The sequence below is a fragment of the Pseudomonas vranovensis genome, assembly GCF_040438935.1.
GTDB classification, from domain to species: Bacteria; Pseudomonadota; Gammaproteobacteria; order Pseudomonadales; family Pseudomonadaceae; genus Aquipseudomonas; species Aquipseudomonas vranovensis.
In genome coordinates, this window is sequence record NZ_CP159259.1 from 3161562 (window position 1) to 3183864 (window position 22303).

A 22303-nucleotide genomic window follows, 5' to 3' on the forward strand; every position below is an offset into this window, starting at 1 on the left:
TCCATGAACCTGCCCAGCCGTCTCAGCCTGTTGTCCATCAGCCTGTTCATCGCCGCCTGCAGCGCCACGTCCACGCCACCACAAAGTGGACTGCAAGCGCCGACAAGCTGGCAAAGTCTGGACGCCAGCACCGACCAGCCGCTGCCTGGCGACCATTGGTGGCAAGCGTTTGCCAGCGCACCGCTCAATCAACTGATCGAGCAGGCACGCCTCGGCAGCTTCGACCTGGCCGCCGCCGCAGCGCGCGTTCGCCAGGCCCAGGCCTCGGCGGTGATCGCCGGGGCGCCGTTGCTGCCGGAGGTCACGTTCGGCCTGGACGCCAGCCGCCAGCGCCTGCTGCGCGGCGATGGCTTCGACCAACTCGATGCCAGCGACTATGAGCGAACCAGTACGTCGTTCAACACCCGCTTGAGCGCCAGTTACGAGATCGACTTCTGGGGCGGCAAGCGCGCGGCCCGCGACAGTGCCCTGCATGACCTGGACGCCAGCCGCTTCGATCGCCAGACCGTCGAGCTGACCCTGCTCAGCGGCGTCGCCAACAGCTACCTGCAAAGCCTGGCCCTGGCCGAACAGGTACGCATAGCCCGGCTCAACCTGGCCAATGCCGAGGACGTGCTGCGCCTGGTGCAGACTCGTTACGACTCGGGATCGGCGACCGCCCTGGAGCTTGCCCAGCAACGCAGCCTGGTGGCCGGACAAGCACGCCAGGTGCCATTGTTCGAACAGCAACTGCAAGAAGCGCGTGTCACGCTGGCGACCTTGCTGGGTGAGCCGGTGCAACAACTGGCGCCGATCCAGGAGGTCATCGATGGGCTGCGCTGGCCTGGCATCGGCAGTGGCGTGCCCAGCCACCTGCTCAGCCGCAGGCCTGATATCGCCGCCGCCGAGGCACGCCTGGCGGCGGCCCAGGCGGATGTCGCCGTGGCCCGCGCGGCGATGTTGCCAAGCTTTACCCTGGGTGCGGATCTGGGCTCGGGGGCCGATACATTCGCCCGCATCCTGCGCAGCCCCTACTACACCCTGAGTGCGGGGCTCGCGGCACCGATCTTCAACAATGGTCGGTTGAACGCCGAGCGCGACAAGGCCCGGGCTGTGGAACAGGAGCTACTGGAGCGTTATCGCGCCAGCATCATGGACGGCTTTGCCGATGTCGAAAAAGCGCTGAACGGCATCAGCGGCGTGGACAACCAGCGCCAGTGGCAAGACCAGGAAGTCGAACAGGCGCACATTGCCTTCGCCCTGTCTGAACGCCGCTACCGAGCCGGCGCCGAAACCTTGCTGACGGTGCTTGAAACCCAGCGCACCCTGTACCAGGCCCAGGACCTGCAAGTACAGCTGCGCCTGGCTCGGCTGCAAGGCAGCGTGGCACTGTACAAGGCACTGGGTGGCGGTTGGCAGGCCCGCTAGGCCCCACCTGAGTGTGCCGAAGCGGATCAACCCGTGCGCAGCGGCACCTGCAGCAGCACGCGCAACCCGTCGCTGCGACTGTCGAAGCGCAGGGTACCGGCACAGCGCTGGACAATGGCCTGGACAATCGCCAGGCCCAGGCCGCAACCGCCGCTCTGGCCATGACGCCAGAAGCGCTCGGTCAAGTGCTCCAGGTCCTGCTCGGCAATACCGGGGCCGTGATCGCGCACGGTGAAGGCCACTCGGCCCTTGTCCATGTGTACGGCCAGTTCCACAGGCTCGGTGCCCCGGGTATGGCGCAGGGCGTTGTCCAACAGGTTGCGCAAGGCCGTCACTGCCAGCGGCGCCGGCATGCCCAGATAAACCTGGGCGGCGCCTGGGTCCAGCTGCAGCGCGATGCGCTGCGAATCACCCAACCCGGTGTCCTGAATGGCCTGGCGCGCCACCTGCTCTGCGCTGCACTGCACGCCGTCCTCGAACGACAGGCTGCCCTCCACCCGCGCCAGCAACAGCAATTGCTCCAAAGTCCGGTGCAACCGGTCGGCGCCCTGTTCGGCGTGTTCAAGCGCCTGCTCGCGGATGTCGCCATCGGTCATCCGTGCCACCTGCAGGTGGGTCTTGATCGCGGTCAGGGGTGTGCGCAGCTCATGGGCGGCATCGTCGGTCAGCCGGCGCTCACGCTCGATGGTCTGGGCGATGCGCTGGAACAACTGGTTCTGGGTATCGAGCAGCGGCTGCAATTCGCCGGGCAGGCCACGCACCTGCAAGGGCTCCAGGGCATCGGGGCTGCGCCTGCGCAGGGCATCGCGCATGCGGTTGAGCGGCGCCAGGCCCTTGCCGACACCGATCCACAGCAGCCCCAGGCTCCCGAGCAGGGCGACCAGTACCGGCGCCGAGGCGGCCAGCAGAATCGAGCGGTTCAGCGCCTCGCGCTCCTGATGACGGTCTGCCGTGGTAATGCGTACATCACCACGGTAATAGGTGAAGGTGCGCCAGCGCGCATCATCGATGGTCTGGTCGCGAAAACCGCTGCGATCATCGTTCAACACCTGGTCGTTGCTGTGGTTGCGGGCGATGATTTCACCGCGCAACGAACTGACCTGGCACGCCATGCCATCGGGCACGCTGAGCTGGTCGGCACTGATTTTGGTGCTCTCGCCCTTGCTCACCAGCGGCTGCGGCATCTGGTCGATCAGGCCTGCAACCATACGCGCCGAGGCCACCAGGCGCTGGTCCAGGGAGAACATCATCTGATGGCGCAGATCGCGGAGCATCCAGGCCGCCGCCAGTGCCCAGATCACCACGAAGGCAGCCCCCAGGATCAGGGTCAGGCGTACACGCAGGCTCATGATTGCGAGGTCTCGGGCAGTTGCGCAGGGCCCAGGCGATAACCCAGGCCGCGTACGGTTTCGACAATGCCGTTGCCCAGCTTGCGGCGCAGGTGATGGATATGCACGTTCAAGGCGTTGCTCTCGACCTCGTCGCCAAAACCATAGACGCTGTCCTTGAGTTGCTCGCTGGACAGCACCCGGCCACGGTTGTGCAGCAGCGCCTGCAACAGCGCCTGCTCACGCCGCGACAAATCCACCGGGACACCGCCCAGGCAGGTTTCCCGGCTGCTGGGGTCGTAGCTCAGCGGGCCATGTTCGATGATGTTGACAGCCCTGCCTGCCGACCGGCGCAACAAGGTGTGCAAACGCGCCGCCAGTTCCCGCAGGTCGAAGGGCTTCAACAGGTAATCGTCGGCACCGGCCTGCAGGCCGTCGACCCGGTCGGTGATAGCGTCGCGGGCGGTGAGCACCAGCACCGGCAGGCTGTGGCCCTGCTGGCGCAGGCGCTGGAGCAGCTTGAGCCCGTCTTCGTCGGGCAGGCCCAGGTCCAGGACCATTACATCAAAGCTTGCCGCCTCTAGCAGCGCCTGCGCAGCGCTGGCCGTAGCCACCCGATCCACGGTCATGCCCTGGGCGGCAAGCCCTGCGGCGATGCCACTGGCAATCAGGTCGTCGTCCTCGCAGAGCAGTACGTGCATGGTCGGTCTCGGGGCTAAAAGTGGGCAGTGAAGCGCAGGCGCATTAAGTCAGGATTATGCCGTGCCAGGGCCGGAACGTCGCGGTCGGGCCGACAATCGATGCCGAGCGGTTAACACTCGGTTAATCGAACCCGGCCAGCATCGACCGCTCATCGCACTGCCAAGGCTTCGAGATGCGCGTTTTACTGATTGTCCTGATGTTCGTATTCAGTGGCCTGACCCAGGCCAACCCCTTTGCCAAAAGTGAATTCCTGCCGGTCAACGAGGCGTTCGTGTTCAGCAGCGAACGGCTGGCCAGCGGCGAAATGCGCCTGCACTGGAAAATCACCGACGGCTACTACCTCTACCAGAAGCGCCTGAAGTTCGACGGCCTGCCCGCCGAGCAGCAACCTGCACTGCCAGAGGCCCTGCCCCACCAGGACGAGTACTTCGGTGAAACCCTGGTGTATCGCGGTGAGCTGGAGCTGATTCTGCCCGCCGACGCAAGCGGCCAATTGCGCATGGGCTGGCAAGGCTGTGCCGATGCCGGCCTGTGCTACCCGCCGCAAACCAGCCTGGTCAGCCTGAGCGACACGCCGGCCGACGGGCAGGCGGCTGGGCAAGCCAGCGATCAGGCGCTGGCCGGCGGCTTGCAACAGTCGAGCCTGGCCTGGAGCCTGCTGGCGTTCCTCGGTCTTGGCCTACTACTGGCCTTTACCCCGTGCTCGCTGCCGATGCTGCCGATTCTCGCCGGGCTGGTGCTGGGCAATGGTGTCAGCGCCCGCCGTGGCTGGGCGCTGGCCAGCGTCTATGTACTCAGCATGGCCCTGGTCTATGCCGCCCTGGGCGTGGTTGCCGCGCTGTTGGGTGCCAGCCTGCAGGCCTGGCTGCAACAACCCTGGCTGTTGGGCACCCTGGCAGCGTTGTTCGTACTGCTGGCCTTGCCGATGTTCGGCGCCTTCGAGTTGCAGTTACCCGTCTGGCTGCGTGACCGCCTGGAACGCGCCGGGCATGGCACCAAGGGCGGCAACCTGTACGGCGCGGCGTTGCTGGGCGCCCTGTCGGGGCTGCTGATGGGGCCGTGCATGACCGCGCCGTTGGCCGGCGCGCTGCTCTACATCGCCCAGAGTGGCAACGCGGTGCATGGCGCCCTGGTGCTCTTCACCCTGGGCCTGGGCATGGGCTTGCCACTGCTGTTGCTGGTCACCCTGGGCAATCGCTACCTGCCGCGCCCCGGCCCGTGGATGAACCTGGTCAAGGGCCTGTTCGGCTTCGTGTTCCTGGCCATGGCGCTGTACACCTTGCGCACCGTGCTCGAGCCTTCGCTGTGGCTGGGCCTGGCCGGTGCCTGGCTGATTGCCCTGGCCTGGGCGGCATGGCCGGCGCTGCATAACCTGCGGGCTGTGCGTGCCGCACCCTTGATACTGGGTTTCTGGGGCAGCCTGCTGGTGATCGGTGCCGCTGCCGGTGGCGACGACCCCTGGCAACCGCTACAGCCTTTCCGTGCCGGCAGCGGCACGGTCGCCAGCGTGGCGCACACCGACGCCTTCGCCACCGTGACCCAGCCAGTCGAGCTGCAGCGCGAACTGGATGCGGCCAAAGCCCAGGGCCAATGGGTGATGCTGGACTACTATGCCGACTGGTGCGTGTCGTGCAAGGTAATGGAAAAACAGGTATTCGCCCGCGCCGATGTGCTGGCCGCACTGGACGGCGTACGCCTGATACGCCTGGATGTGACCGCCGATGCCACGCCGAGCCGCGAGCTGATGCAGCGTTACCAGGTGCCGGGCCCACCCAGCCTGATCTGGATCGGGCCGGAGGGCAACGAGCGTCGAGCGCGCCGTATCACGGGTGAAATCGACGCGAAGAGTTTCCTCGAACAATGGGCGCAGACCCGGAGTCAAGGCTGATGCTGACCGTAAACCTCGGGCCGTTGAACATGGCCATGAACCACCTGCTGCTGCTCTGCGCGCTGACGCTGGCCACCCTGGTCGGCTGGCGGGTGGCCAAACGCGGGGGCGACAACCCGGAGTCCGTGCTGTTCAGCCTGTTCCTGCTCGGCCTGCTCGCCGCCCGCCTGGGCTTTGTGCTCAGCTACTGGCCGATGTACCGCGATGACCCCCTGCAAATTGTCGACCTGCGCGATGGCGGCTTTCTGCCCTGGCCCGGCCTGCTGGCCGTGGCGGTGGGCGCCTTGTGGCAGGGTTTTCGCCGTCCCACTCTGCGCCGCCCCTTGGGCTGGGGACTGTTCAGCGGTGCGCTGTTCTGGCTGTTGGGCAGCCTGGGCAGTCACCTGTATGAGCAAGGCACGCAATTACCCGACACCAGCCTGCGCAAGGCCGACGGCCAGGCCGTACAGCTGAGCGCCTACCGTGGCCGGCCCCTGGTGATCAACCTATGGGCCACCTGGTGCCCGCCGTGCCGGCGCGAAATGCCCGTTTTGCAGCAAGGCCAGAATGAACGCCCGGACATCACCTTCCTGTTCGTCAACCAGGGTGAATCGCCGCAAACGGTCAGTAACTTCCTCGCCACCACCGGCCTGAACCTGTCCCATGTGCTGTTCGACAGCGGCGGCCAACTGGCCCAGCAGGTCGGCTCCATGGCCCTGCCCACTACCTTGTTCTACAACGCCGACGGTCGACTGGTCGGCAGCCACCTGGGCGAGCTGTCGCGGGCCAGCCTCAGCCACGCCCTGGAATCCTTCGAGCGCCCCGCCGCACCCGCCGTCTCCGACACTTCAAGGAATGACACATGCACGCTTTGCTGAAACTGCCCCTCACGTTCACCCTCGGCCTGCTGGCCAGCCAGGCGGTCATCGCCGAAGACCTGCCCAAGGCGGTCCAGCAGATGGAAGCCAAGGGGGTAAAAATCAAAGGCAGCTTCGACGCGCCCAATGGGCTGCGCGGTTATGCCGGTGAATACCAGAGCCGCGGCATGGCCCTTTACCTGACGCCCGATGGCAAGCACGTACTGGTCGGCAGCCTGTTCGATGAACAGGGCAAGGACCTGAGCGAAGCGCCCCTGGAGAAACTGGTCTACGCCCCGATGGCCAAGGAGATCTGGGCGAAGATGGAAAAGACCGCCTGGATTGCCGACGGCAAGGCCGACGCGCCACGCATCGTCTACCTGTTCAGCGACCCGAACTGCCCGTACTGCAACATGTTCTGGCAGCAGGCACGGCCGTGGGTCGAGTCGGGCAAGGTGCAGTTGCGCCACATCATGGTCGGTATCATCCGTGAAGACAGCCCAGGCAAGTCGGCCGCACTGCTGGCCAGCAAAGACCCGATCAAGGCCCTGCACACTCACGAAAAGGCCGGCAAGGCCAGCACCCTCAAGGCACTGGAGAAGATCCCGGCCGACGTCCAGGCCAAGCTCGACGCAAACCTGGCCACCATGGAAGAGTTGGGCCTGTCGGCCACCCCGGCGATCTTCTACCTCGACGAGCAGCAACAGCTGAAAACCCAGCAAGGTGCGCCACGGCCAGAAATGCTCGGCAAGATCCTGGGTAAACGCTGACAGCCTGAGCGCACGCCCTGGCGCCCAGAACGCCGGCAATGAAGTAGGCCGGAGCTCAATCGGCCCGGGGCTGGCTAACGATGATCTGATACGGCTGGAAGATGCGCAGCAGTTCGCCCTGGTCACGCAATTGCTGCAACAGGCCGGCGAACGCCTCGCCACTGATCGGTGCACCGGGACGTAGCAGTGCATAGTGGTGATAGACCTGGTCAACCCGTTCCGAAGCGCGTAACGCCTGGGCACTCTGCGGATTGCGGGCCTGAAAATCACTCAGGTAGGAACGGGTGACCAGGGCAACATCCGCCCGCCCGCGCTCGACCATCAACAGGTTGCTGTCGTGGGAATAAGTCAGGGTCGCCGTGAAGTGCTCGACCAGGTACTTGGGGTCGGACTTGAAATCGGCGAAGGCGTAGTGATAGCCGCTGTACAGGGCCAGGCGCTTGCCCGTGAGGTCGGAAAAATAGCTTTCGTCGCGCTCGGGCAAGTGCTGGGTGACATACACCTCGGCATCTTCCAGCCCCATGTCCACCGCCACGTGGGGGATCTCCTGCCAGTCCCACTGGGGGTTTTCGAAGATCGCCATGTCGGTGCGACCTTGCTTGAAATCACCAAAGCGCCGCGGGATCGAGGTGGGCACGAGGACGAACCGATAGTGCTGCTGGGCAGCGTTCAAGGCATCGACCAACTGCGGCAGCAAACCGGTGTCGGCGCCTTTCTCCGGGCGCACCGTATAGGGAGGAAAATGCGCCGCGCCGATTTTGACTTCGATTTCCTCGCGTGCCTGGGCTGGTATCACCATCCACAGGGTGGTGAACATGAGCAGCAAGGATCTGGCCTGCGCCATGGGCGTTGGAGTCAAAGCAACACACTCTTTGCGGGTTAGAGCCGAATTGAATCTAAGCTAGGCGTTTTCCGCGCGCGGTACAACAGCCGATTGTGCCAAAAGGCCAGCAAGCGGCATTTCGCCAGGGGATACCCCACAGGCCCGACTTTGGCTACGCTCTAGCGAGTCTTGCAAGGGAGCCTACTATGGGCCATTGGCTGGTGATCGACCTGGAAGCAACCACGGATGACGGCGGTTGGCCAGTCACGGATATGGAAGTCATCGAAATCGGAGCGACGCTGGTCAACCGCCAGGGTCGTGAGGTAGATCATTTCCAGCGTTTCATCAAACCGCGGCGCCGGCCGCAGCTGACCCCCTTCTGCCGAGAGCTGACCCATATCAGTCAGGCCAATGTCGACACGGCGGCGGGGTTCGGCGAGGTGTGGGGGCAATTCGAGCGCTGGATCGGCCATCATCAGGCGCATCTGGAAGCCTGGGTCAGCTGGGGTGATTACGATCGACAGCAACTGGTTCAGGAGTGGCAACTGCACAACCTCCAGAGCCTGCTGGCCAGCACACCCCACATCAACCTCAAGCAACGCTTTGCCAAGGCTCGGCACCTGCAACGGCCACTGGGCCTGAACGGTGCATTGCAGCTGGCCGGATTGCAGTTCAGCGGCCAGCAGCACCGGGCCCTGGAAGACGCCCGCAACACGGCGCGCCTGCTGCCGTTGACCCTGCCGCCAGGCGGCTTCTGAAAGCGGATGACGGCGCCAGGAGCCTTGGGCATACTGGCCAGCCTTTTCAGCCCCTTTTCAGGAGTCGCCCATGTTTAAGGTCAACGAGTACTTTGATGGCACGGTCAAGTCGATCGCTTTCGGCACTGCCGAAGGCCCGGCCACGGTTGGCGTAATGGCCCCCGGCGAGTACGAATTCGGCACCGCCCAGCGTGAAATCATGCACGTGGTGTCTGGCGCCCTGACCGTCAAGCTGCCTGACAGCGACAACTGGGAAACCTTCAGCGCCGGCAGCCAGTTCAATGTGCCTGCCAACAGCAAGTTCCAGCTCAAGGTAGCGGTGGACACTGCCTACCTGTGTGAGTACCGCGGCTGAACCGGGTACTGCACTGACCGGGTGGGGGCGGATTCATCCGCTTCCACCCTCGGTATCATCGCAAAAACGCTGCAACCCTCTGCGCCGCAGTTGCCAGATGATCTGCATGACTGAACCCCGACGCCTTCAACGGCTTCAGGTCATGATCCCCCGCCTCCAACCAGCACACTTCGATCGCCGGCGATAACACATACTCCTCCACTGCCTGGCGGTTCCCCAGGGCATCTCGCTCGCCCTGAATGATCAGCGTCGGCGTCTTCAGTTCCGCCAAGTGTGCTACCCGTGGCTTTTCCGGCTTACCCGCCGCGTAGAACGGATACCCCAGGCACACCAGCCCATCGGCGCCCAATTCGTCAGCCAGCAGACTGGCCATGCGCCCGCCCATGGACTTGCCGCCAATGGCCAGCGTCCCAGTGACCAAAGGTCGCACCTGCGCGTACACCTCGCGCCAGCACTCAAGCAGCTTGGCCTGCGTATTCGGCGGCCTTTTGCCACCATCGAGGCGCCGTTGCGCCATATACGGAAACTCGAAGCGCAGTACCCCCAGCCCTTGCGCCGCCAGCCTTTGCGCGATGTCGTCCATGAACCCGCTGTCCATCGGCGCCCCTGCGCCATGGGCCAGGATCAGGCACCGCACAGGCGCGCCATCCCCCTGATTTTGCGGGGCATTCCAGCGCCAGCCGCGGGTTTCGACCAGCTGTGCCCATTGATCCCCGTCAATACCGGCCAGTTGCCCATTACTCATGCTTGCCTCGCTGTTTAGTCTGCCTATAACCGTGGATGGGAACCCATACATGAACACAACCAGCAGTACCGCCTACAACTACAAGGTGGTCCGCCAATTCGCCATTATGACGGTGGTGTGGGGAATCGTCGGGATGGGGCTCGGCGTTTTTCTTGCCGCGCAACTCGTCTGGCCTTCGCTCAACTTCGACCTCCCCTGGACCAGCTTTGGACGCCTGCGTCCACTGCATACCAACGCGGTGATCTTCGCCTTCGGCGGTTGCGCACTGTTCGCCGCCTCCTACTACTCGGTCCAGCGTACCTGCCAGACCACCCTGTTCTCTCCACGCCTTGCCGCCTTTACCTTCTGGTCATGGCAACTGGTAATCGTGCTGGCTGCCATCACGCTGCCGCTGGGTTATACCAGCTCCAAAGAGTACGCAGAACTGGAGTGGCCGATCGACATCCTGATCACCATCGTCTGGGTCGCCTACGCCGTGGTGTTCTTCGGCACCCTGATGAAGCGCACCACCAAGCACATCTATGTGGGTAACTGGTTCTTCGGTGCATTCATCATCACCGTGGCCATCCTGCACATCGTCAACAACCTGGAACTGCCGGTCAGCCTGACCAAGTCCTACTCGCTGTACAGCGGCGCCACCGACGCCATGGTGCAATGGTGGTACGGCCACAACGCCGTGGGCTTCTTCCTGACCGCAGGCTTCCTGGGCATGATGTATTACTTCGTGCCCAAGCAGGCCGAACGCCCTGTGTACTCCTATCGCCTGTCGATCGTGCACTTCTGGGCCCTGATCACCCTGTACATCTGGGCCGGTCCGCACCACCTGCACTACACCGCGCTGCCCGACTGGGCCCAGTCGCTGGGCATGATCATGTCGCTGATCCTCCTGGCCCCGAGCTGGGGCGGCATGATCAACGGCATGATGACCCTCTCCGGCGCCTGGCATAAGCTGCGCAGCGATCCGATCCTGCGTTTCCTGGTGGTCTCGCTGGCGTTCTACGGCATGTCGACCTTCGAAGGCCCGATGATGGCCATCAAGACCGTCAACGCCCTGTCGCACTACACCGACTGGACCATCGGCCACGTACACGCCGGCGCCCTGGGTTGGGTAGCGATGATTTCGATCGGCGCGCTGTACCACATGATTCCGAAAGTCTTCGGTCGCGAGCAGATGCACAGCATCGGCCTGATCAACGCGCACTTCTGGCTGGCCACCATCGGTACCGTGCTCTACATCGCCTCGATGTGGGTCAACGGCATCGCCCAGGGCCTGATGTGGCGTGCAGTGAACGCCGACGGCACGCTGACCTACTCCTTCGTCGAAACCCTGGTGGCCAGCCACCCTGGCTTCATCGTGCGCTTCGTCGGCGGGGCGATCTTCCTGACCGGCATGCTGCTGATGGCCTGGAACACCTGGCGCACCGTGCGTGCTCCGGTGGCCACGACCGCCCCTGCCGCTGCGCAGCTGGCCTGAGGAGACCGAGATGAAACACGAAGTAATCGAGAAGAACGTCTTCCTGCTGGTGCTGTTGATGGTGTTTGCCGTCAGCATCGGCGGCCTGACCCAGATCGTCCCGCTGTTTTTCCAGGACGTCACCAACAAGCCGGTCGAGGGCATGAAGCCCTACACCGCGCTGCAACTCGAAGGCCGCGACATCTACATCCGCGAAGGCTGTGTGCAGTGCCACTCGCAGATGATTCGTCCGTTCCGTGCCGAGACCGAGCGCTACGGCCACTACTCGGTCGCCGGTGAAAGCGTCTGGGACCACCCGTTCCTGTGGGGTTCCAAGCGTACCGGCCCGGACCTGGCCCGTGTCGGCGGCCGTTACTCCGATGACTGGCACCGTGCCCACTTGTACAACCCGCGCAACGTCGTGCCCGAGTCGAAGATGCCAGCCTACCCGTGGCTGGTGGCAAGCCAGGTCGACAGCAGCCACACCGAGACCAAGCTGCGCACCATGCGCACCCTGGGCGTGCCATACACCGATGCCGACATCAGCGGCGCGGTTGAGTCGCTCAAGGGCAAATCCGAGATGGATGCGCTGGTTGCCTACCTTCAGGTGCTGGGCACCGCGATCAAGAACAAGAGGTAAGGGCCATGGACTTGACACTGGATATCGGTCAACTGCGCGGCCTGGGCACCCTCCTGGTGGCCATCGCCTTCATCGGCCTGTCGCTGTGGGTGTTCAACGGTCGGCGCGACCGGGAATTTGCCGAAGCCAGCCTGCTGCCGTTTGCCGACGACCGCCAGGCACCTGCCAATGAACCCGAATCGAGGAGTAACGGGCAATGACCACCTTCTGGAGTACGTACATCAGCGTACTGACCATCGGCAGCCTGATCGGCCTGACCTGGCTGTTGCTGGCAACGCGCAAGGGCGAGAAGCCCGGCACCAGCGACCAGACTATGGGCCACAGCTTCGACGGCATCGAGGAGTACGACAACCCGCTGCCCAAGTGGTGGTTCTGGCTGTTCGTGGGCACCCTGGCTTTCGGGGTCGGCTATTTGATCCTCTACCCGGGCCTGGGCAACTGGAAAGGCATCCTGCCCGGCTATGAGAATGGCTGGACCCAGGTCAACGAATGGCAAAAGGAAATGGACAAGGCGGACGCCAAGTTCGGCCCGATTTTCGCCAAGTTCGCTGCCATGCCGGTGGAGGAAGTAGCCAAGGACCCACAAGCGCTGAAAATGGGTGGCCGCCTGTTCGCCTCCAACTGCGCGGTGTGCCATGGCTCCGACGCCAAGGGTGCCTACGGCTTCCCCAACCTCACCGACAAGGACTGGCGCTGGGGCGGCGAGCCGGACACCATCAAGCAGTCGATCATGAGCGGTCGCCACGGCGTGATGCCAGCCTGGGCGGAAGTGATCGGCGAGCAAGGTGTGGCCGATGTTGCCGGCTTCGTGCTGACCAACCTCGACGGGCGCAAGTTGCCTGAAGGCACCAAGGCCGACATCGCCAATGGCCAGAAGCTGTTCGCCGCCAACTGCGTGGCCTGCCACGGTCCTGAAGGCAAGGGCACCCCGGCCATGGGCGCGCCAGACCTGACTCACCCGCAGGCGTTCATCTACGGTTCAAGCTTTGCCCAGCTGCAGCAGACCATCCGTTACGGCCGCCAGGGCCAGATGCCTGCCCAGCAAGAGATCCAGGGCAACGACAAGGTCCACCTGCTGGCCGCCTATGTCTACAGCCTGTCCCAGGAAGAACCGGCCCAGGGCGAGAGCCTGACTGCCAAGTGAAATCTTCGCGTAACTGAGCCTTGACTCAAACCGCCGCCTCCACCCGGATGCGGCGGTCCCCTTTCCCGCTTGCGACCAAGTGTCGCACCTCCCCCGCCACCCCGCCTTGCACCCGCCTTGAACACAACTAAGCTTGTTGCCACAGCGACCGCAACCGAAGGGCCGATGAACCCCACGGGCGGCGGTGCCAGTTGAAGAATGCGTGCAAAGGTAGATGGGATCGGCTCGACCTCTTCGTCCCCCTTCAGGGCAAACGAAATATGGTCACAGCAAGCCTGACCGATTGGACAAGAATTTGTGGATAACGGTACACATATCAAGCAGATAATTGTGTACACTTCGTCCGCCAACAATGCTCGAAACAGCGGTAGATCGGGCTTTGGCAAAGGTCGGCGCGGGAGCCATCGCGTTGCAATAACCACACGGTTTATACATACTTGCGCCGATTTTTTAACCTACAAAAACACCCAAACCGTGGAACCTTAGAATGAGCACAGCAATCAGTCCGACTGCTTATAACTATAAGGTCGTCCGCCAGTTCGCCATCATGACGGTGGTCTGGGGGATCCTTGGCATGGGGCTTGGCGTCTACATCGCCTCGCAACTGGTATGGCCCCAGCTCAACCTGGACCTGCCATGGACGAGCTTCGGCCGCCTGCGCCCACTGCACACCAACCTGGTGATCTTCGCCTTCGGTGGCTGTGCACTGTTTGCCACTTCTTATTATGTCGTGCAGCGAACCTGCCAGACGCGACTGATTTCCGACAGCCTCGCCGCCTTTACCTTCTGGGGCTGGCAAGCGGTGATCGTCGGTGCGCTCATTACCCTGCCACTGGGTTACACCACCACCAAGGAATACGCCGAGCTGGAATGGCCAATCGCCATTTTGCTGGCCATTGTCTGGGTGACCTATGGCGTGGTGTTCTTCGGTACCATCGTCAAGCGCAAGACCAAGCACATCTACGTGGGTAACTGGTTCTACGGTGCCTTCATCGTGGTGACCGCGATGCTGCACATCGTCAACCACGCGTCCCTGCCCGTCAGCCTGTTCAAGTCGTACTCGGCCTACTCGGGTGCAACCGACGCCATGATCCAGTGGTGGTACGGCCACAACGCCGTAGGTTTCTTCCTGACCACCGGCTTCCTGGGCATGATGTACTACTTCGTGCCGAAACAGGCCGAACGCCCTATCTACTCCTATCGCCTGTCGATCGTGCACTTCTGGGCGCTGATCACCCTGTACATCTGGGCCGGTCCGCATCACCTGCACTACACCGCGCTGCCAGACTGGGCGCAGTCGCTGGGCATGGCGATGTCGATCATTCTCCTGGCACCAAGCTGGGGCGGCATGATCAACGGCATGATGACCCTGTCGGGCGCCTGGCATAAGCTGCGCACCGACCCGATCCTGCGCTTCCTGGTGGTTTCACTGGCGTTCTACGGCATGTCGACCTTCGAAGGCCCGATGATGGCCATCAAGACCGTCAACTCGCTGTCGCACTACACCGACTGGACCGTTGGCCACGTACACGCCGGCGCCCTGGGCTGGGTAGCAATGATCTCTATCGGCGCCCTGTACCACATGATCCCGAAAGTCTACGGCCGCGAGCAGATGCACAGCATCGGCCTGATCAACGCGCACTTCTGGCTGGCAACCATCGGTACCGTGCTCTACATCTCCTCGATGTGGGTCAACGGCATCACCCAGGGCCTGATGTGGCGTGCAATCAACGACGACGGCACCCTCACCTACTCCTTCGTCGAAGCCCTGCAGGCCAGCCACCCTGGCTATATCGTCCGTGCCCTGGGCGGTGCGTTCTTCGCTTCCGGCATGCTGCTGATGGCGTACAACGTCTACCGTACCGTGCGCGCTTCGAAGCCGGCCGAAGCTGAAGCCGCCGCTCAGATCGCTGTAGTTGGAGCTCACTGATGAAGCATGAAGTAGTCGAGAAGAATATCGGCCTGCTGGCCTTCTTCATGGTCATCGCCGTGAGCATCGGCGGCCTGACCCAGATCGTCCCGCTGTTTTTCCAGGACGTCACCAACAAACCGGTCGAAGGCATGAAGCCACGTACCGCGCTGGAACTCGAAGGCCGCGACATCTACATCCGCGAAGGCTGTGTGCAGTGCCACTCGCAGATGATTCGTCCGTTCCGTGCCGAGACCGAGCGCTACGGCCACTACTCGGTGGCCGGTGAAAGCGTCTGGGACCACCCGTTCCTGTGGGGTTCCAAGCGTACTGGCCCGGACCTGGCCCGTGTCGGCGGCCGTTACTCCGATGACTGGCACCGTGCCCACCTGTACAACCCGCGCAACGTCGTGCCCGAGTCGAAGATGCCTGCCTACCCATGGCTGGTAGAGAACAAGCTCGACGGCAAGGACACGGTCAAGAAGATGGAAGTCTTGCGCACCCTCGGCACGCCGTACACCGACGCAGACATCGCCGGTGCCCGCGACGCAGTCAAGGGCAAGACTGAAATGGACGCCCTGGTTGCCTACCTGCAAGGCCTGGGCACCATCATCAAAAGCAAACGGTGACATTGATGGATATCGGGATGATTCGTGGCCTGGGCACCGTCGTTGTGATGGTGGCCTTTGTTGGCCTGGCGTTGTGGGTGTTCAGTTCTCGGCGCAAGTCTGAGTTCGACGAAGCGACCATGCTGCCCTTCGCGGATGATCCCGAAGCCAGCAAGCACGTCGAGCAAGCGCAAGCGAAAGCGTCTAGGAGTAACAACGAATGACTACCTTCTGGAGTCTGTACGTCACCGTTTTGAGTCTGGGCACCATCTTCGCCCTGACCTGGCTGCTGCTGTCCACCCGCAAGGGCCAGCGCAGCGAAACCACCGAAGAAACCGTGGGCCATGCCTACGACGGTATCGAGGAATACGACAACCCGCTGCCAAAATGGTGGTTCATGCTGTTTGTCGGCACCATCATCTTTGCACTCGGCTACCTCGTGCTGTACCCGGGCCTGGGCAACTGGAAAGGCATCCTGCCGGGCTACCAGTACCTGGATAACGAGAAGAAGACCGAGTTTGCCAACGGTCAGGCCGGCTGGACCGGCGTGCATGAGTGGGAAAAGGAAATGGCCCGTGCGGACGCCAAGTTCGGTCCGATCTTCGCCAAATTTGCTTCGATGCCCATTGAAGAAGTAGCCAAGGACCCACAAGCCCTGAAAATGGGCGGCCGCCTGTTCGCCTCCAACTGCTCGGTATGCCACGGCTCCGACGCCAAGGGCTCCTACGGTTTCCCCAACCTGACCGACAACGACTGGCGCTGGGGCGGCGAGCCTGAAACCATCAAGACCACCATCATGGCGGGTCGTCATGGTGTCATGCCGGCCTGGGCCGAAGTCATTGGCGAGCAAGGCGTGGCCGACGTTGCCGCGTTCGTGCTGACCAACCTGGATGGCCGCAAGCTGCCGGAAGGCGCGAAGGCAGATCCGGCCAATGGCCAGAAGCTCTTCGCCGCCAACTGCGTAGCCTGCCACGGTCCTGAAGGCAAGGGCACCCCAGCCATGGGCGCACCGAACCTGACTCACCCACAGGCGTTCATCTACGGCTCGAGCTTCGCTCAACTGCAGCAGACCATCCGCTACGGCCGCCAGGGCCAGATGCCTGCCCAGGAAGCGATCCAGGGCAACGACAAGGTCCACCTGCTGGCGGCCTACGTCTACAGCCTGTCGCACCAGCCTGAGAAAACCGCCGACGCGAAGTAATTCGCCCGGTAACAAGAAGCCCCGTCAGTGCAGACTGCCGGGGCTTTTTTACACCCCCGGCAAGCCCGCACCCAGGAGAGGTCATCACACCGTGCATGACCCAGATCAATTGACACGCCCACTACACCAATAGCCAGGCAAACCCAACGCGACTAAACGCCGCATCCGTGCCCCACGGGGCCAGTACAGGCGTATCATTCGCCGCAGAGCAGCATAAACTTCTGACTGCGGTCGGCACGCACTGATCGCGGCATTATTCCACTGCCGTGGGACTCAATGATGAGCAAGCAGATTCCAGTACATGATGTCACCCCGCCTGCCAACAAAGACAAGGACAGCGTCGACCTCTACGCCTCGCGGGAAAAAATCTACACCCGGGCATTCACCGGCATCTTCCGCAACCTGCGCATGGTCGGCGGCGCCTTCCTGTTCCTGTTGTATTTCGGCACGGTCTGGCTGAACTGGGGTGAGCACCAGGCGGTCTGGTGGAACCTGCCGGAGCGCAAGTTCTACATCTTCGGCGCCACCATCTGGCCCCAGGACTTCATCCTGCTCTCGGGCCTGCTGATCGTCGCCGCATTCGGCCTGTTCTTCATCACGGTGTTCGCCGGGCGTGTGTGGTGCGGCTATACCTGTCCGCAGAGCGTCTGGACCTGGATATTCATGTGGTGCGAAAAGGTCACTGAAGGTGATCGCAACCAGCGCATGAAGCTCGACAAGGCCCCCATGAGCGGCAACAAGTTCCTGCGCAAGCTGGCCAAGCACAGCCTGTGGCTGCTGATCGGCTTTGTCACCGGCATGACCTTCGTCGGCTACTTCTCCCCTATACGCGAACTGGTGGTGGAATTCTTCACCGGCCAGGCCGACGGCTGGGCCTACTTCTGGGTCGGTTTCTTCACCCTGGCCACCTACGGCAACGCCGGCTGGCTGCGCGAGCAGGTGTGCGTGTACATGTGCCCGTATGCACGTTTCCAGAGCGTGATGTTCGACAAGGACACCCTGATCGTCTCCTACGATCCGCGTCGCGGCGAAACCCGTGGCCCGCGCAAGAAAGACCTCGACTACAAGGCCAAGGGCCTGGGTGACTGCATCGATTGCACCATGTGCGTCCAAGTCTGTCCGACCGGTATCGACATCCGCGATGGCCTGCAGATCGAATGCATCGGCTGCGCCGCCTGCATCGATGCCTGCGACACCATCATGGACAAGATGAACTACCCCAAGGGCCTCATCAGCTACACCACCGAGCACAACCTCTCGGGCCAGAAAACCCATATGCTGCGCCCTCGCTTGATCGGCTACGCAGTGGTGCTGCTGGCGATGATCGCCCTGCTCGCCAGCGCCTTCGTCATGCGTTCGCTGGTGGGCTTCGATGTCAGCAAGGACCGGGTCCTGTACCGCGAGAACGCCCAGGGCCGGATCGAGAACGTCTACAGCCTCAAAGTGATGAACAAGGACCAGCGCGACCACGTCTATGTGCTCGACGCCGCCGGCCTGCCGGACCTCAAGCTGGAAGGCGCACGGGAAATCCGCGTGGCAGCCGGCGATATTGTCAGCCTGCCGGTACAACTGTCGATGGCCCCGGAAAAATTGCCATCGAGCACCAACGAAGTCACCTTCATCCTCAAGGACGCCGACGACAGCGCCACCCAGGTTGAAGCCAAGAGCCGTTTCATCGGCCCACAAATTCGATAAGAGATTGCGCCCATGCCTTCTGCAACTGCCGCCAGCCCCTGGTACAAGCACCTCTGGCCCTGGATTATCATCGGGGTGCTGGCCACCTCGGTGACCTTGAGCCTGACCATGGTGACCATTGCGGTGAACAACCCGGACAACCTGGTCAACGACAACTACTACGAGGCCGGCAAAGGCATCAACCGCTCCCTGGACCGTGAACTGCTGGCCCAGACTCTCAAGCTCAAGGCCAGCATCCACCTGGACGAACTGACCGGTGAAGTCGACCTGCGCCTGACCGGCAACAGCCAGCCAAAGACCCTGGAACTGAACCTGATCTCGCCGACCCAGCCGGAAAAAGACCGCCGGGTGATCCTGGCCCGTAGCGAAAGCGAGGCCGGACGTTACCTGGGCCAGTTGACCGACCAAGTTGATGGTCGTCGTTTTGTCGAACTGCTGGGCAGCGAGAACCAACAGGTATGGCGCTTGTTCGAGGAAGAGAAAGTCGCGCACGGGGTAACCCTGCAGCTGGGCGACGAAGCCTTGCAAGGGGCTGAACACCACGAGAATTGAGGGACGCCCCGCCGGTAGGAGCGGGCTTGCCCCGCGATCCCTCCCTCCAAAAAACAAACGACCGACCACCATGACCTCGCCCACGCCTTGCTACCACTGCGCCCTGCCCGTTCCTGCCGGCAGCCACTTCACCGCCGTGGTACTCGGCCAGCCCCGGCAGTTCTGCTGCCCTGGCTGCCAGGCCGTGGCCGAAGCCATTGTCGCCGGCAACCTGGAAAGTTATTACCAGCACCGCAGCGAAGCCAGCGCCAACCCCGAGGCCCTGCCCCAGCAACTGGTCGATGAACTGGCCCTGTATGACCGCGCCGACGTGCAAAAGCCCTTTGTGCGCCACAGTGGCGAACTGGCTGAAACCACCCTGCTGATCGAAGGCATCAGCTGCGCCGCCTGCGGCTGGCTGATCGAAAAGCACCTGCGCAATTTGCCCGGCGTTGCCGAGGCGCGCCTGAACCTGTCCAACCACCGCCTGCAGGTCAACTGGGCCGACAGCCAATTGCCGCTGTCCCGGTTGCTCGCCGAGCTGCGCCACATCGGCTACGCCGCCCACCCCTACCAGGCCGACCGCGCCGCCGAACAACTGGCCAACGAGAACCGCACCGCTCTGCGCCAATTGGGCGTCGCCGGCCTGCTATGGTTCCAGGCCATGATGGCGACCATGGCCACCTGGCCGGAATTCAACATCGACCTGAGCCCCGAGCTGCACACGATCCTGCGCTGGGTCGCGCTGTTCCTCACCACGCCTATCGTGTTCTACAGCTGTGCGCCGTTTTTCCGCGGCGCGGCCCGCGACTTGCGCACCCGCCACCTGACCATGGATGTCTCGGTGTCGCTGGCCATCGGCCTGGCCTATGGCGCTGGCATCTGGACGGCGATCACCGGCAGTGGCGAGCTGTATTTCGATGCCGTGGGCATGTTCGCTTTGTTCCTGCTGGCTGGCCGCTACCTTGAGCGCCGCGCCCGCGAGCGCACCGCCGCCGCCACGGCACAGCTGGTCAACCTGTTGCCGGCGTCCTGCCTGCGCCTGGGCGCAGCCGGTCAGAGCGAGCGCATCCTGCTGCGTGAGCTCCAGCTGGGCGATTGCGTGTTGATTCAGCCGGGCCATGTAGTACCGGCCGACGGTCGTATCGTCAGCGGCCAGTCCAGTGTCGACGAATCGCTGCTGACCGGCGAATACCTGCCACAGCCGCGCCGCGCCGGCGATGCGGTTACCGCTGGAACCCTGAACGTCGAGAGTGCATTGACCGTCGAGGTGCAGGCTCTGGGCCAGGACACCCGCCTGTCGGCCATCGTCCGCCTGCTGGAGCGCGCCCAGTCGGAAAAGCCGCGACTGGCCGAGATCGCCGACCGCGCCTCGCAGTGGTTTCTGCTGTTTTCCCTTGTCGCCGCCGCTGCCATCGGCCTGCTCTGGTGGCAGCTGGATCCGTCACGGGCATTCTGGATTGTGCTGGCCATGCTGGTCGCCACCTGCCCTTGCGCGCTGTCGCTGGCCACTCCGACCGCACTCACTGCCGCCACGGGCACCCTGCACAAGCTCGGCCTGCTGCTGACCCGTGGCCACGTGCTGGAAGGCCTGAACCAGATCGACACGGTGATCTTCGACAAGACCGGCACCCTGACCGAAGGGCGCCTGACCTTGCGCAGCATCCGTCCGCTGGGCCAGCAGGACGCCGACCAGTGCCTGATGCTCGCCGCCGCCCTTGAAAACCGCTCCGAACACCCGATCGCGCGCGCCTTCGGCCGCGCCAGCATCCCCGCCGAAGAAGTTCATGCCGAGCCTGGCCTGGGTCTCGAGGGCCTGGTACAGAGCCAACGCCTGCGCATTGGCGAGCCCGGCTTTGTCTGCGCCCTGAGTGGCGACACAGCGCCTTCCATGCCCGATGAGCCCGGCCAGTGGCTGCTGCTGGGTGATACTTCGGGGCCGCTCGCATGGTTGGTGCTGGATGACCGCTTGCGCAGCGACGCCGCCGACCTGCTCGCTGCCTGCCGCGCACGTGGCTGGCACACCCTGCTGCTCTCTGGCGACAGCTCGCCGATGGTACAGAGCGTGGCCGCGGAGCTTTCGATCGACGAGGCCATTGGTGGGCTGCGCCCGGATGACAAGCTGGAAAAACTCAAGGCGTTGCAGCAACAGGGCCGCAAGGTGTTGATGCTGGGCGACGGGGTCAACGATGTGCCGGTGCTGGCCGCCGCCGACATCAGCATTGCCATGGGCTCTGCGACCGACCTTGCCAAGACCAGCGCCGACGCGGTGCTGCTGTCCAACCGTCTCGATGCTCTCGTCCAGGCCTTCAGCCTGGCGCGCCGCACGCGGCGGATCATTATCGAGAACCTGCTCTGGGCCGGGCTGTATAATGGCCTCATGTTGCCCTTCGCCGCCCTGGGCTGGATCACACCGGTCTGGGCCGCGGTCGGCATGTCGGTCAGCTCGCTGATCGTGGTGCTCAATGCCCTGCGCCTTACCCGGCTCAGCGGCCAGGCCGCCACGGGTGCGCCGGCCAGCACCTCACACCCTGCCACGGCCTGATCAGGAGTCACCATGCCCGCGCTCTACGTCATGATTCCCGCCGCGCTGCTGATCGTCGCCATCGCCGTGTACATCTTTTTCTGGGCGGTGGACAGCGGCCAGTACGACGACCTCGACGGCCCGGCCCACAGCATCCTGTTCGATGACCAGGACCCTCAGCATACCGCCGCCATGGACGAAGCCGACGGCAAGAAACCCGACGACGGCGCCCCACCCCGTGCTTGAACTGCTCCCACTGCTCAGCTCGGCGCTGATTCTGGGCCTGTTGGGCGGCGGTCACTGCCTGGGCATGTGCGGCGGCCTGATGGGCGCCCTGACCCTGGCCATTCCCAAGGAACAGCGCAGTCGCCGGTTTCGTCTGCTGCTGGCCTACAACCTTGGACGCATCCTCAGCTACGCCCTGGCCGGCTTGCTGCTGGGCCTGGCTGGCTGGGCCGTGGCCAACAGCCCGGTGGCCCTGGGCATGCGCGTGGTCGCAGCACTGCTGTTGATCTGCATGGGCCTGTACCTGGCCGGCTGGTGGAGCGGCCTGACCCGCATCGAAGCCCTGGGACGCGGCCTGTGGCGGCACATCCAGCCTGTGGCCAACCGCCTGCTGCCCGTGTCGAGCCTGCCCCGCGCCCTGCTGCTGGGCGCGCTGTGGGGCTGGCTGCCCTGCGGCCTGGTCTACAGCACCCTGCTGTGGGCGGCGAGCCAGGGCAATGCCGTCGACAGCGCCCTGCTGATGCTCGCCTTCGGCCTGGGTACCTGGCCGGTGCTGCTGGCCACAGGGCTTGCCGCCGAGCGCACCAGCGCACTGCTGCGCAAACGCGGCGTCCGGGTTGCCGGTGGACTGCTGGTGATCCTGTTCGGCCTCTGGACCCTGCCCGGGCCGCACCAGCACTGGCTTATGGGCCACTGAAGCCGCGTTGATACAAATCAACACGCAATTGTGCCCAACTCCCTAGACTCCGGACACTAGCTGC

23 protein-coding genes are annotated in these 22303 nt (G+C 63.6%); 19 read left to right on the forward strand and 4 right to left on the reverse strand.

All coding sequences use genetic code 11. From position 1 onward, the window contains the following. The first annotated feature begins 3 nt into the window (after positions 1–3). Complete coding sequence (locus ABVN19_RS14675; protein WP_105641556.1) at positions 4–1407, forward strand: efflux transporter outer membrane subunit; 1404 nt, start codon at positions 4–6, stop codon at positions 1405–1407. A 26-nt stretch (positions 1408–1433) separates the two neighbouring features. Here the strand turns inward: ABVN19_RS14675 and ABVN19_RS14680 are convergent, their stop codons facing one another. Further along, positions 1434–2756, reverse strand: a complete 1323-nt coding sequence (locus tag ABVN19_RS14680) for an ATP-binding protein (protein WP_028945376.1) — start codon at positions 2754–2756, stop codon at positions 1434–1436. Further along, positions 2753–3436, reverse strand: a complete 684-nt coding sequence (locus tag ABVN19_RS14685) for a response regulator (protein WP_028945377.1) — start codon at positions 3434–3436, stop codon at positions 2753–2755. Before ABVN19_RS14685 ends, ABVN19_RS14680 begins: the two co-directional genes overlap by 4 nt. A gap of 173 nt (positions 3437–3609) precedes the next feature. On the opposite strand from ABVN19_RS14685, the gene dsbD reads away from it, so the two are divergent. Genes dsbD through dsbG form a run of 3 tightly spaced genes read left to right on the forward strand, consistent with a single transcriptional unit; the run spans position 3610 to position 6931 of the window. Then, positions 3610–5325, forward strand: a complete 1716-nt coding sequence (gene dsbD, locus ABVN19_RS14690) for a protein-disulfide reductase DsbD (protein ID WP_028945378.1) — start codon at positions 3610–3612, stop codon at positions 5323–5325. Continuing rightward, complete coding sequence (locus tag ABVN19_RS14695) at positions 5325–6182, forward strand: prolipoprotein diacylglyceryl transferase family protein (protein WP_028945379.1); 858 nt, start codon at positions 5325–5327, stop codon at positions 6180–6182. Before dsbD ends, ABVN19_RS14695 begins: the two co-directional genes overlap by 1 nt. Beyond that, positions 6167–6931 (forward strand): thiol:disulfide interchange protein DsbG, encoded by a 765-nt coding sequence (gene dsbG, locus ABVN19_RS14700; RefSeq protein WP_105641557.1) that lies wholly within the window; start codon positions 6167–6169, stop codon positions 6929–6931. The genes ABVN19_RS14695 and dsbG overlap by 16 nt, the downstream gene beginning before the upstream one ends. 55 nt (positions 6932–6986) lie before the next feature. Here the strand turns inward: dsbG and ABVN19_RS14705 are convergent, their stop codons facing one another. After that, a complete protein-coding gene (locus tag ABVN19_RS14705; protein WP_028945381.1) occupies positions 6987–7790 on the reverse strand; it encodes a transporter substrate-binding domain-containing protein in 804 nt (267 codons plus the stop codon). A gap of 170 nt (positions 7791–7960) precedes the next feature. Here ABVN19_RS14705 and ABVN19_RS14710 point away from each other — a divergent pair, with 170 nt between their 5' ends. Both ABVN19_RS14710 and ABVN19_RS14715 read left to right on the forward strand, forming a co-directional pair. After that, positions 7961–8512 carry an exonuclease domain-containing protein gene (locus ABVN19_RS14710; protein ID WP_028945382.1) on the forward strand — a complete coding sequence of 184 codons (552 nt, stop codon included), beginning with the start codon at positions 7961–7963 and terminating at the stop codon, positions 8510–8512. A gap of 70 nt (positions 8513–8582) precedes the next feature. Continuing rightward, positions 8583–8867, forward strand: a complete 285-nt coding sequence (locus tag ABVN19_RS14715) for a pyrimidine/purine nucleoside phosphorylase (protein ID WP_010225980.1) — start codon at positions 8583–8585, stop codon at positions 8865–8867. A gap of 55 nt (positions 8868–8922) precedes the next feature. On the opposite strand, the gene ABVN19_RS14720 is transcribed toward ABVN19_RS14715, so the two are convergent. After that, the gene (locus ABVN19_RS14720; protein WP_105641613.1) at positions 8923–9612 is read right to left on the reverse strand and encodes an alpha/beta family hydrolase; all 690 of its coding nucleotides are present in this window, start codon (positions 9610–9612) and stop codon (positions 8923–8925) included. 49 nt (positions 9613–9661) lie between these two features. Between ABVN19_RS14720 and ccoN (ABVN19_RS14725) the strand changes: the two genes are divergently transcribed. From ccoN (ABVN19_RS14725) to ABVN19_RS14785, 13 genes are all read left to right on the forward strand, one after another. Further along, entirely contained in the window at positions 9662–11086 is a 1425-nt protein-coding gene (gene ccoN / locus ABVN19_RS14725; RefSeq protein WP_028945384.1) for a cytochrome-c oxidase, cbb3-type subunit I, read from the forward strand. Between the two features lie 10 nt (positions 11087–11096). Then, positions 11097–11705, forward strand: a complete 609-nt coding sequence (gene ccoO / locus ABVN19_RS14730; protein WP_028945385.1) for a cytochrome-c oxidase, cbb3-type subunit II — start codon at positions 11097–11099, stop codon at positions 11703–11705. An 11-nt stretch (positions 11706–11716) separates the two neighbouring features. Continuing rightward, positions 11717–11905: a cbb3-type cytochrome c oxidase subunit 3 gene (locus ABVN19_RS14735; RefSeq protein ID WP_028945386.1), complete on the forward strand. Its 189-nt coding sequence runs from the start codon at positions 11717–11719 to the stop codon at positions 11903–11905. After that, positions 11902–12849 carry a cytochrome-c oxidase, cbb3-type subunit III gene (gene ccoP, locus ABVN19_RS14740; protein WP_028945387.1) on the forward strand — a complete coding sequence of 316 codons (948 nt, stop codon included), beginning with the start codon at positions 11902–11904 and terminating at the stop codon, positions 12847–12849. The genes ABVN19_RS14735 and ccoP (ABVN19_RS14740) overlap by 4 nt, the downstream gene beginning before the upstream one ends. Positions 12850–13336: 487 nt before the next feature. Then, positions 13337–14779 (forward strand): cytochrome-c oxidase, cbb3-type subunit I, encoded by a 1443-nt coding sequence (ccoN, locus tag ABVN19_RS14745; RefSeq protein ID WP_028945388.1) that lies wholly within the window; start codon positions 13337–13339, stop codon positions 14777–14779. Further along, on the forward strand, positions 14779–15387 hold the full coding sequence (ccoO, locus tag ABVN19_RS14750) for a cytochrome-c oxidase, cbb3-type subunit II (RefSeq protein ID WP_105641559.1): 609 nt from the start codon (positions 14779–14781) through the stop codon (positions 15385–15387). Before ccoN (ABVN19_RS14745) ends, ccoO (ABVN19_RS14750) begins: the two co-directional genes overlap by 1 nt. Before the next feature lie 5 nt (positions 15388–15392). Beyond that, positions 15393–15590: a CcoQ/FixQ family Cbb3-type cytochrome c oxidase assembly chaperone gene (locus ABVN19_RS14755; protein WP_028945389.1), complete on the forward strand. Its 198-nt coding sequence runs from the start codon at positions 15393–15395 to the stop codon at positions 15588–15590. Further along, the gene (ccoP, locus tag ABVN19_RS14760) at positions 15587–16567 is read left to right on the forward strand and encodes a cytochrome-c oxidase, cbb3-type subunit III (RefSeq protein WP_028945390.1); all 981 of its coding nucleotides are present in this window, start codon (positions 15587–15589) and stop codon (positions 16565–16567) included. Before ABVN19_RS14755 ends, ccoP (ABVN19_RS14760) begins: the two co-directional genes overlap by 4 nt. A gap of 279 nt (positions 16568–16846) precedes the next feature. Next, the gene (gene ccoG / locus ABVN19_RS14765) at positions 16847–18262 is read left to right on the forward strand and encodes a cytochrome c oxidase accessory protein CcoG (RefSeq protein ID WP_028945391.1); all 1416 of its coding nucleotides are present in this window, start codon (positions 16847–16849) and stop codon (positions 18260–18262) included. A gap of 12 nt (positions 18263–18274) precedes the next feature. Further along, positions 18275–18814 (forward strand): FixH family protein, encoded by a 540-nt coding sequence (locus tag ABVN19_RS14770; RefSeq protein ID WP_105641560.1) that lies wholly within the window; start codon positions 18275–18277, stop codon positions 18812–18814. A gap of 70 nt (positions 18815–18884) precedes the next feature. Beyond that, on the forward strand, positions 18885–21338 hold the full coding sequence (locus ABVN19_RS14775) for a heavy metal translocating P-type ATPase (protein WP_105641561.1): 2454 nt from the start codon (positions 18885–18887) through the stop codon (positions 21336–21338). A gap of 12 nt (positions 21339–21350) precedes the next feature. Then, positions 21351–21563 (forward strand): cbb3-type cytochrome oxidase assembly protein CcoS, encoded by a 213-nt coding sequence (gene ccoS, locus ABVN19_RS14780; RefSeq protein ID WP_028945394.1) that lies wholly within the window; start codon positions 21351–21353, stop codon positions 21561–21563. Next, on the forward strand, positions 21556–22239 hold the full coding sequence (locus tag ABVN19_RS14785) for a sulfite exporter TauE/SafE family protein (protein ID WP_028945395.1): 684 nt from the start codon (positions 21556–21558) through the stop codon (positions 22237–22239). The genes ccoS and ABVN19_RS14785 overlap by 8 nt, the downstream gene beginning before the upstream one ends. The last annotated feature ends 64 nt before the right edge of the window (positions 22240–22303 follow it).

What these genes read in the sequence shown, in the direction of transcription:
- ABVN19_RS14675 (WP_105641556.1), top strand. Translation starts at nt 4, where the DNA reads ATGAACCTGCCCAGCCGTCTCAGCCTGTTGTCCATCAGCCTGTTCATC.
- ABVN19_RS14680 (WP_028945376.1), bottom strand. Translation starts at nt 2,756, where the DNA reads ATGAGCCTGCGTGTACGCCTGACCCTGATCCTGGGGGCTGCCTTCGTG.
- ABVN19_RS14685 (WP_028945377.1), bottom strand. Translation starts at nt 3,436, where the DNA reads ATGCACGTACTGCTCTGCGAGGACGACGACCTGATTGCCAGTGGCATC.
- dsbD (WP_028945378.1), top strand. Translation starts at nt 3,610, where the DNA reads ATGCGCGTTTTACTGATTGTCCTGATGTTCGTATTCAGTGGCCTGACC.
- ABVN19_RS14695 (WP_028945379.1), top strand. Translation starts at nt 5,325, where the DNA reads ATGCTGACCGTAAACCTCGGGCCGTTGAACATGGCCATGAACCACCTG.
- dsbG (WP_105641557.1), top strand. Translation starts at nt 6,167, where the DNA reads ATGCACGCTTTGCTGAAACTGCCCCTCACGTTCACCCTCGGCCTGCTG.
- ABVN19_RS14710 (WP_028945382.1), top strand. Translation starts at nt 7,961, where the DNA reads ATGGGCCATTGGCTGGTGATCGACCTGGAAGCAACCACGGATGACGGC.
- ABVN19_RS14715 (WP_010225980.1), top strand. Translation starts at nt 8,583, where the DNA reads ATGTTTAAGGTCAACGAGTACTTTGATGGCACGGTCAAGTCGATCGCT.
- ABVN19_RS14720 (WP_105641613.1), bottom strand. Translation starts at nt 9,612, where the DNA reads ATGAGTAATGGGCAACTGGCCGGTATTGACGGGGATCAATGGGCACAG.
- ccoN (WP_028945384.1), top strand. Translation starts at nt 9,662, where the DNA reads ATGAACACAACCAGCAGTACCGCCTACAACTACAAGGTGGTCCGCCAA.
- ccoO (WP_028945385.1), top strand. Translation starts at nt 11,097, where the DNA reads ATGAAACACGAAGTAATCGAGAAGAACGTCTTCCTGCTGGTGCTGTTG.
- ccoP (WP_028945387.1), top strand. Translation starts at nt 11,902, where the DNA reads ATGACCACCTTCTGGAGTACGTACATCAGCGTACTGACCATCGGCAGC.
- ccoN (WP_028945388.1), top strand. Translation starts at nt 13,337, where the DNA reads ATGAGCACAGCAATCAGTCCGACTGCTTATAACTATAAGGTCGTCCGC.
- ccoO (WP_105641559.1), top strand. Translation starts at nt 14,779, where the DNA reads ATGAAGCATGAAGTAGTCGAGAAGAATATCGGCCTGCTGGCCTTCTTC.
- ABVN19_RS14755 (WP_028945389.1), top strand. Translation starts at nt 15,393, where the DNA reads ATGGATATCGGGATGATTCGTGGCCTGGGCACCGTCGTTGTGATGGTG.
- ccoP (WP_028945390.1), top strand. Translation starts at nt 15,587, where the DNA reads ATGACTACCTTCTGGAGTCTGTACGTCACCGTTTTGAGTCTGGGCACC.
- ccoG (WP_028945391.1), top strand. Translation starts at nt 16,847, where the DNA reads ATGAGCAAGCAGATTCCAGTACATGATGTCACCCCGCCTGCCAACAAA.
- ABVN19_RS14770 (WP_105641560.1), top strand. Translation starts at nt 18,275, where the DNA reads ATGCCTTCTGCAACTGCCGCCAGCCCCTGGTACAAGCACCTCTGGCCC.
- ABVN19_RS14775 (WP_105641561.1), top strand. Translation starts at nt 18,885, where the DNA reads ATGACCTCGCCCACGCCTTGCTACCACTGCGCCCTGCCCGTTCCTGCC.
- ccoS (WP_028945394.1), top strand. Translation starts at nt 21,351, where the DNA reads ATGCCCGCGCTCTACGTCATGATTCCCGCCGCGCTGCTGATCGTCGCC.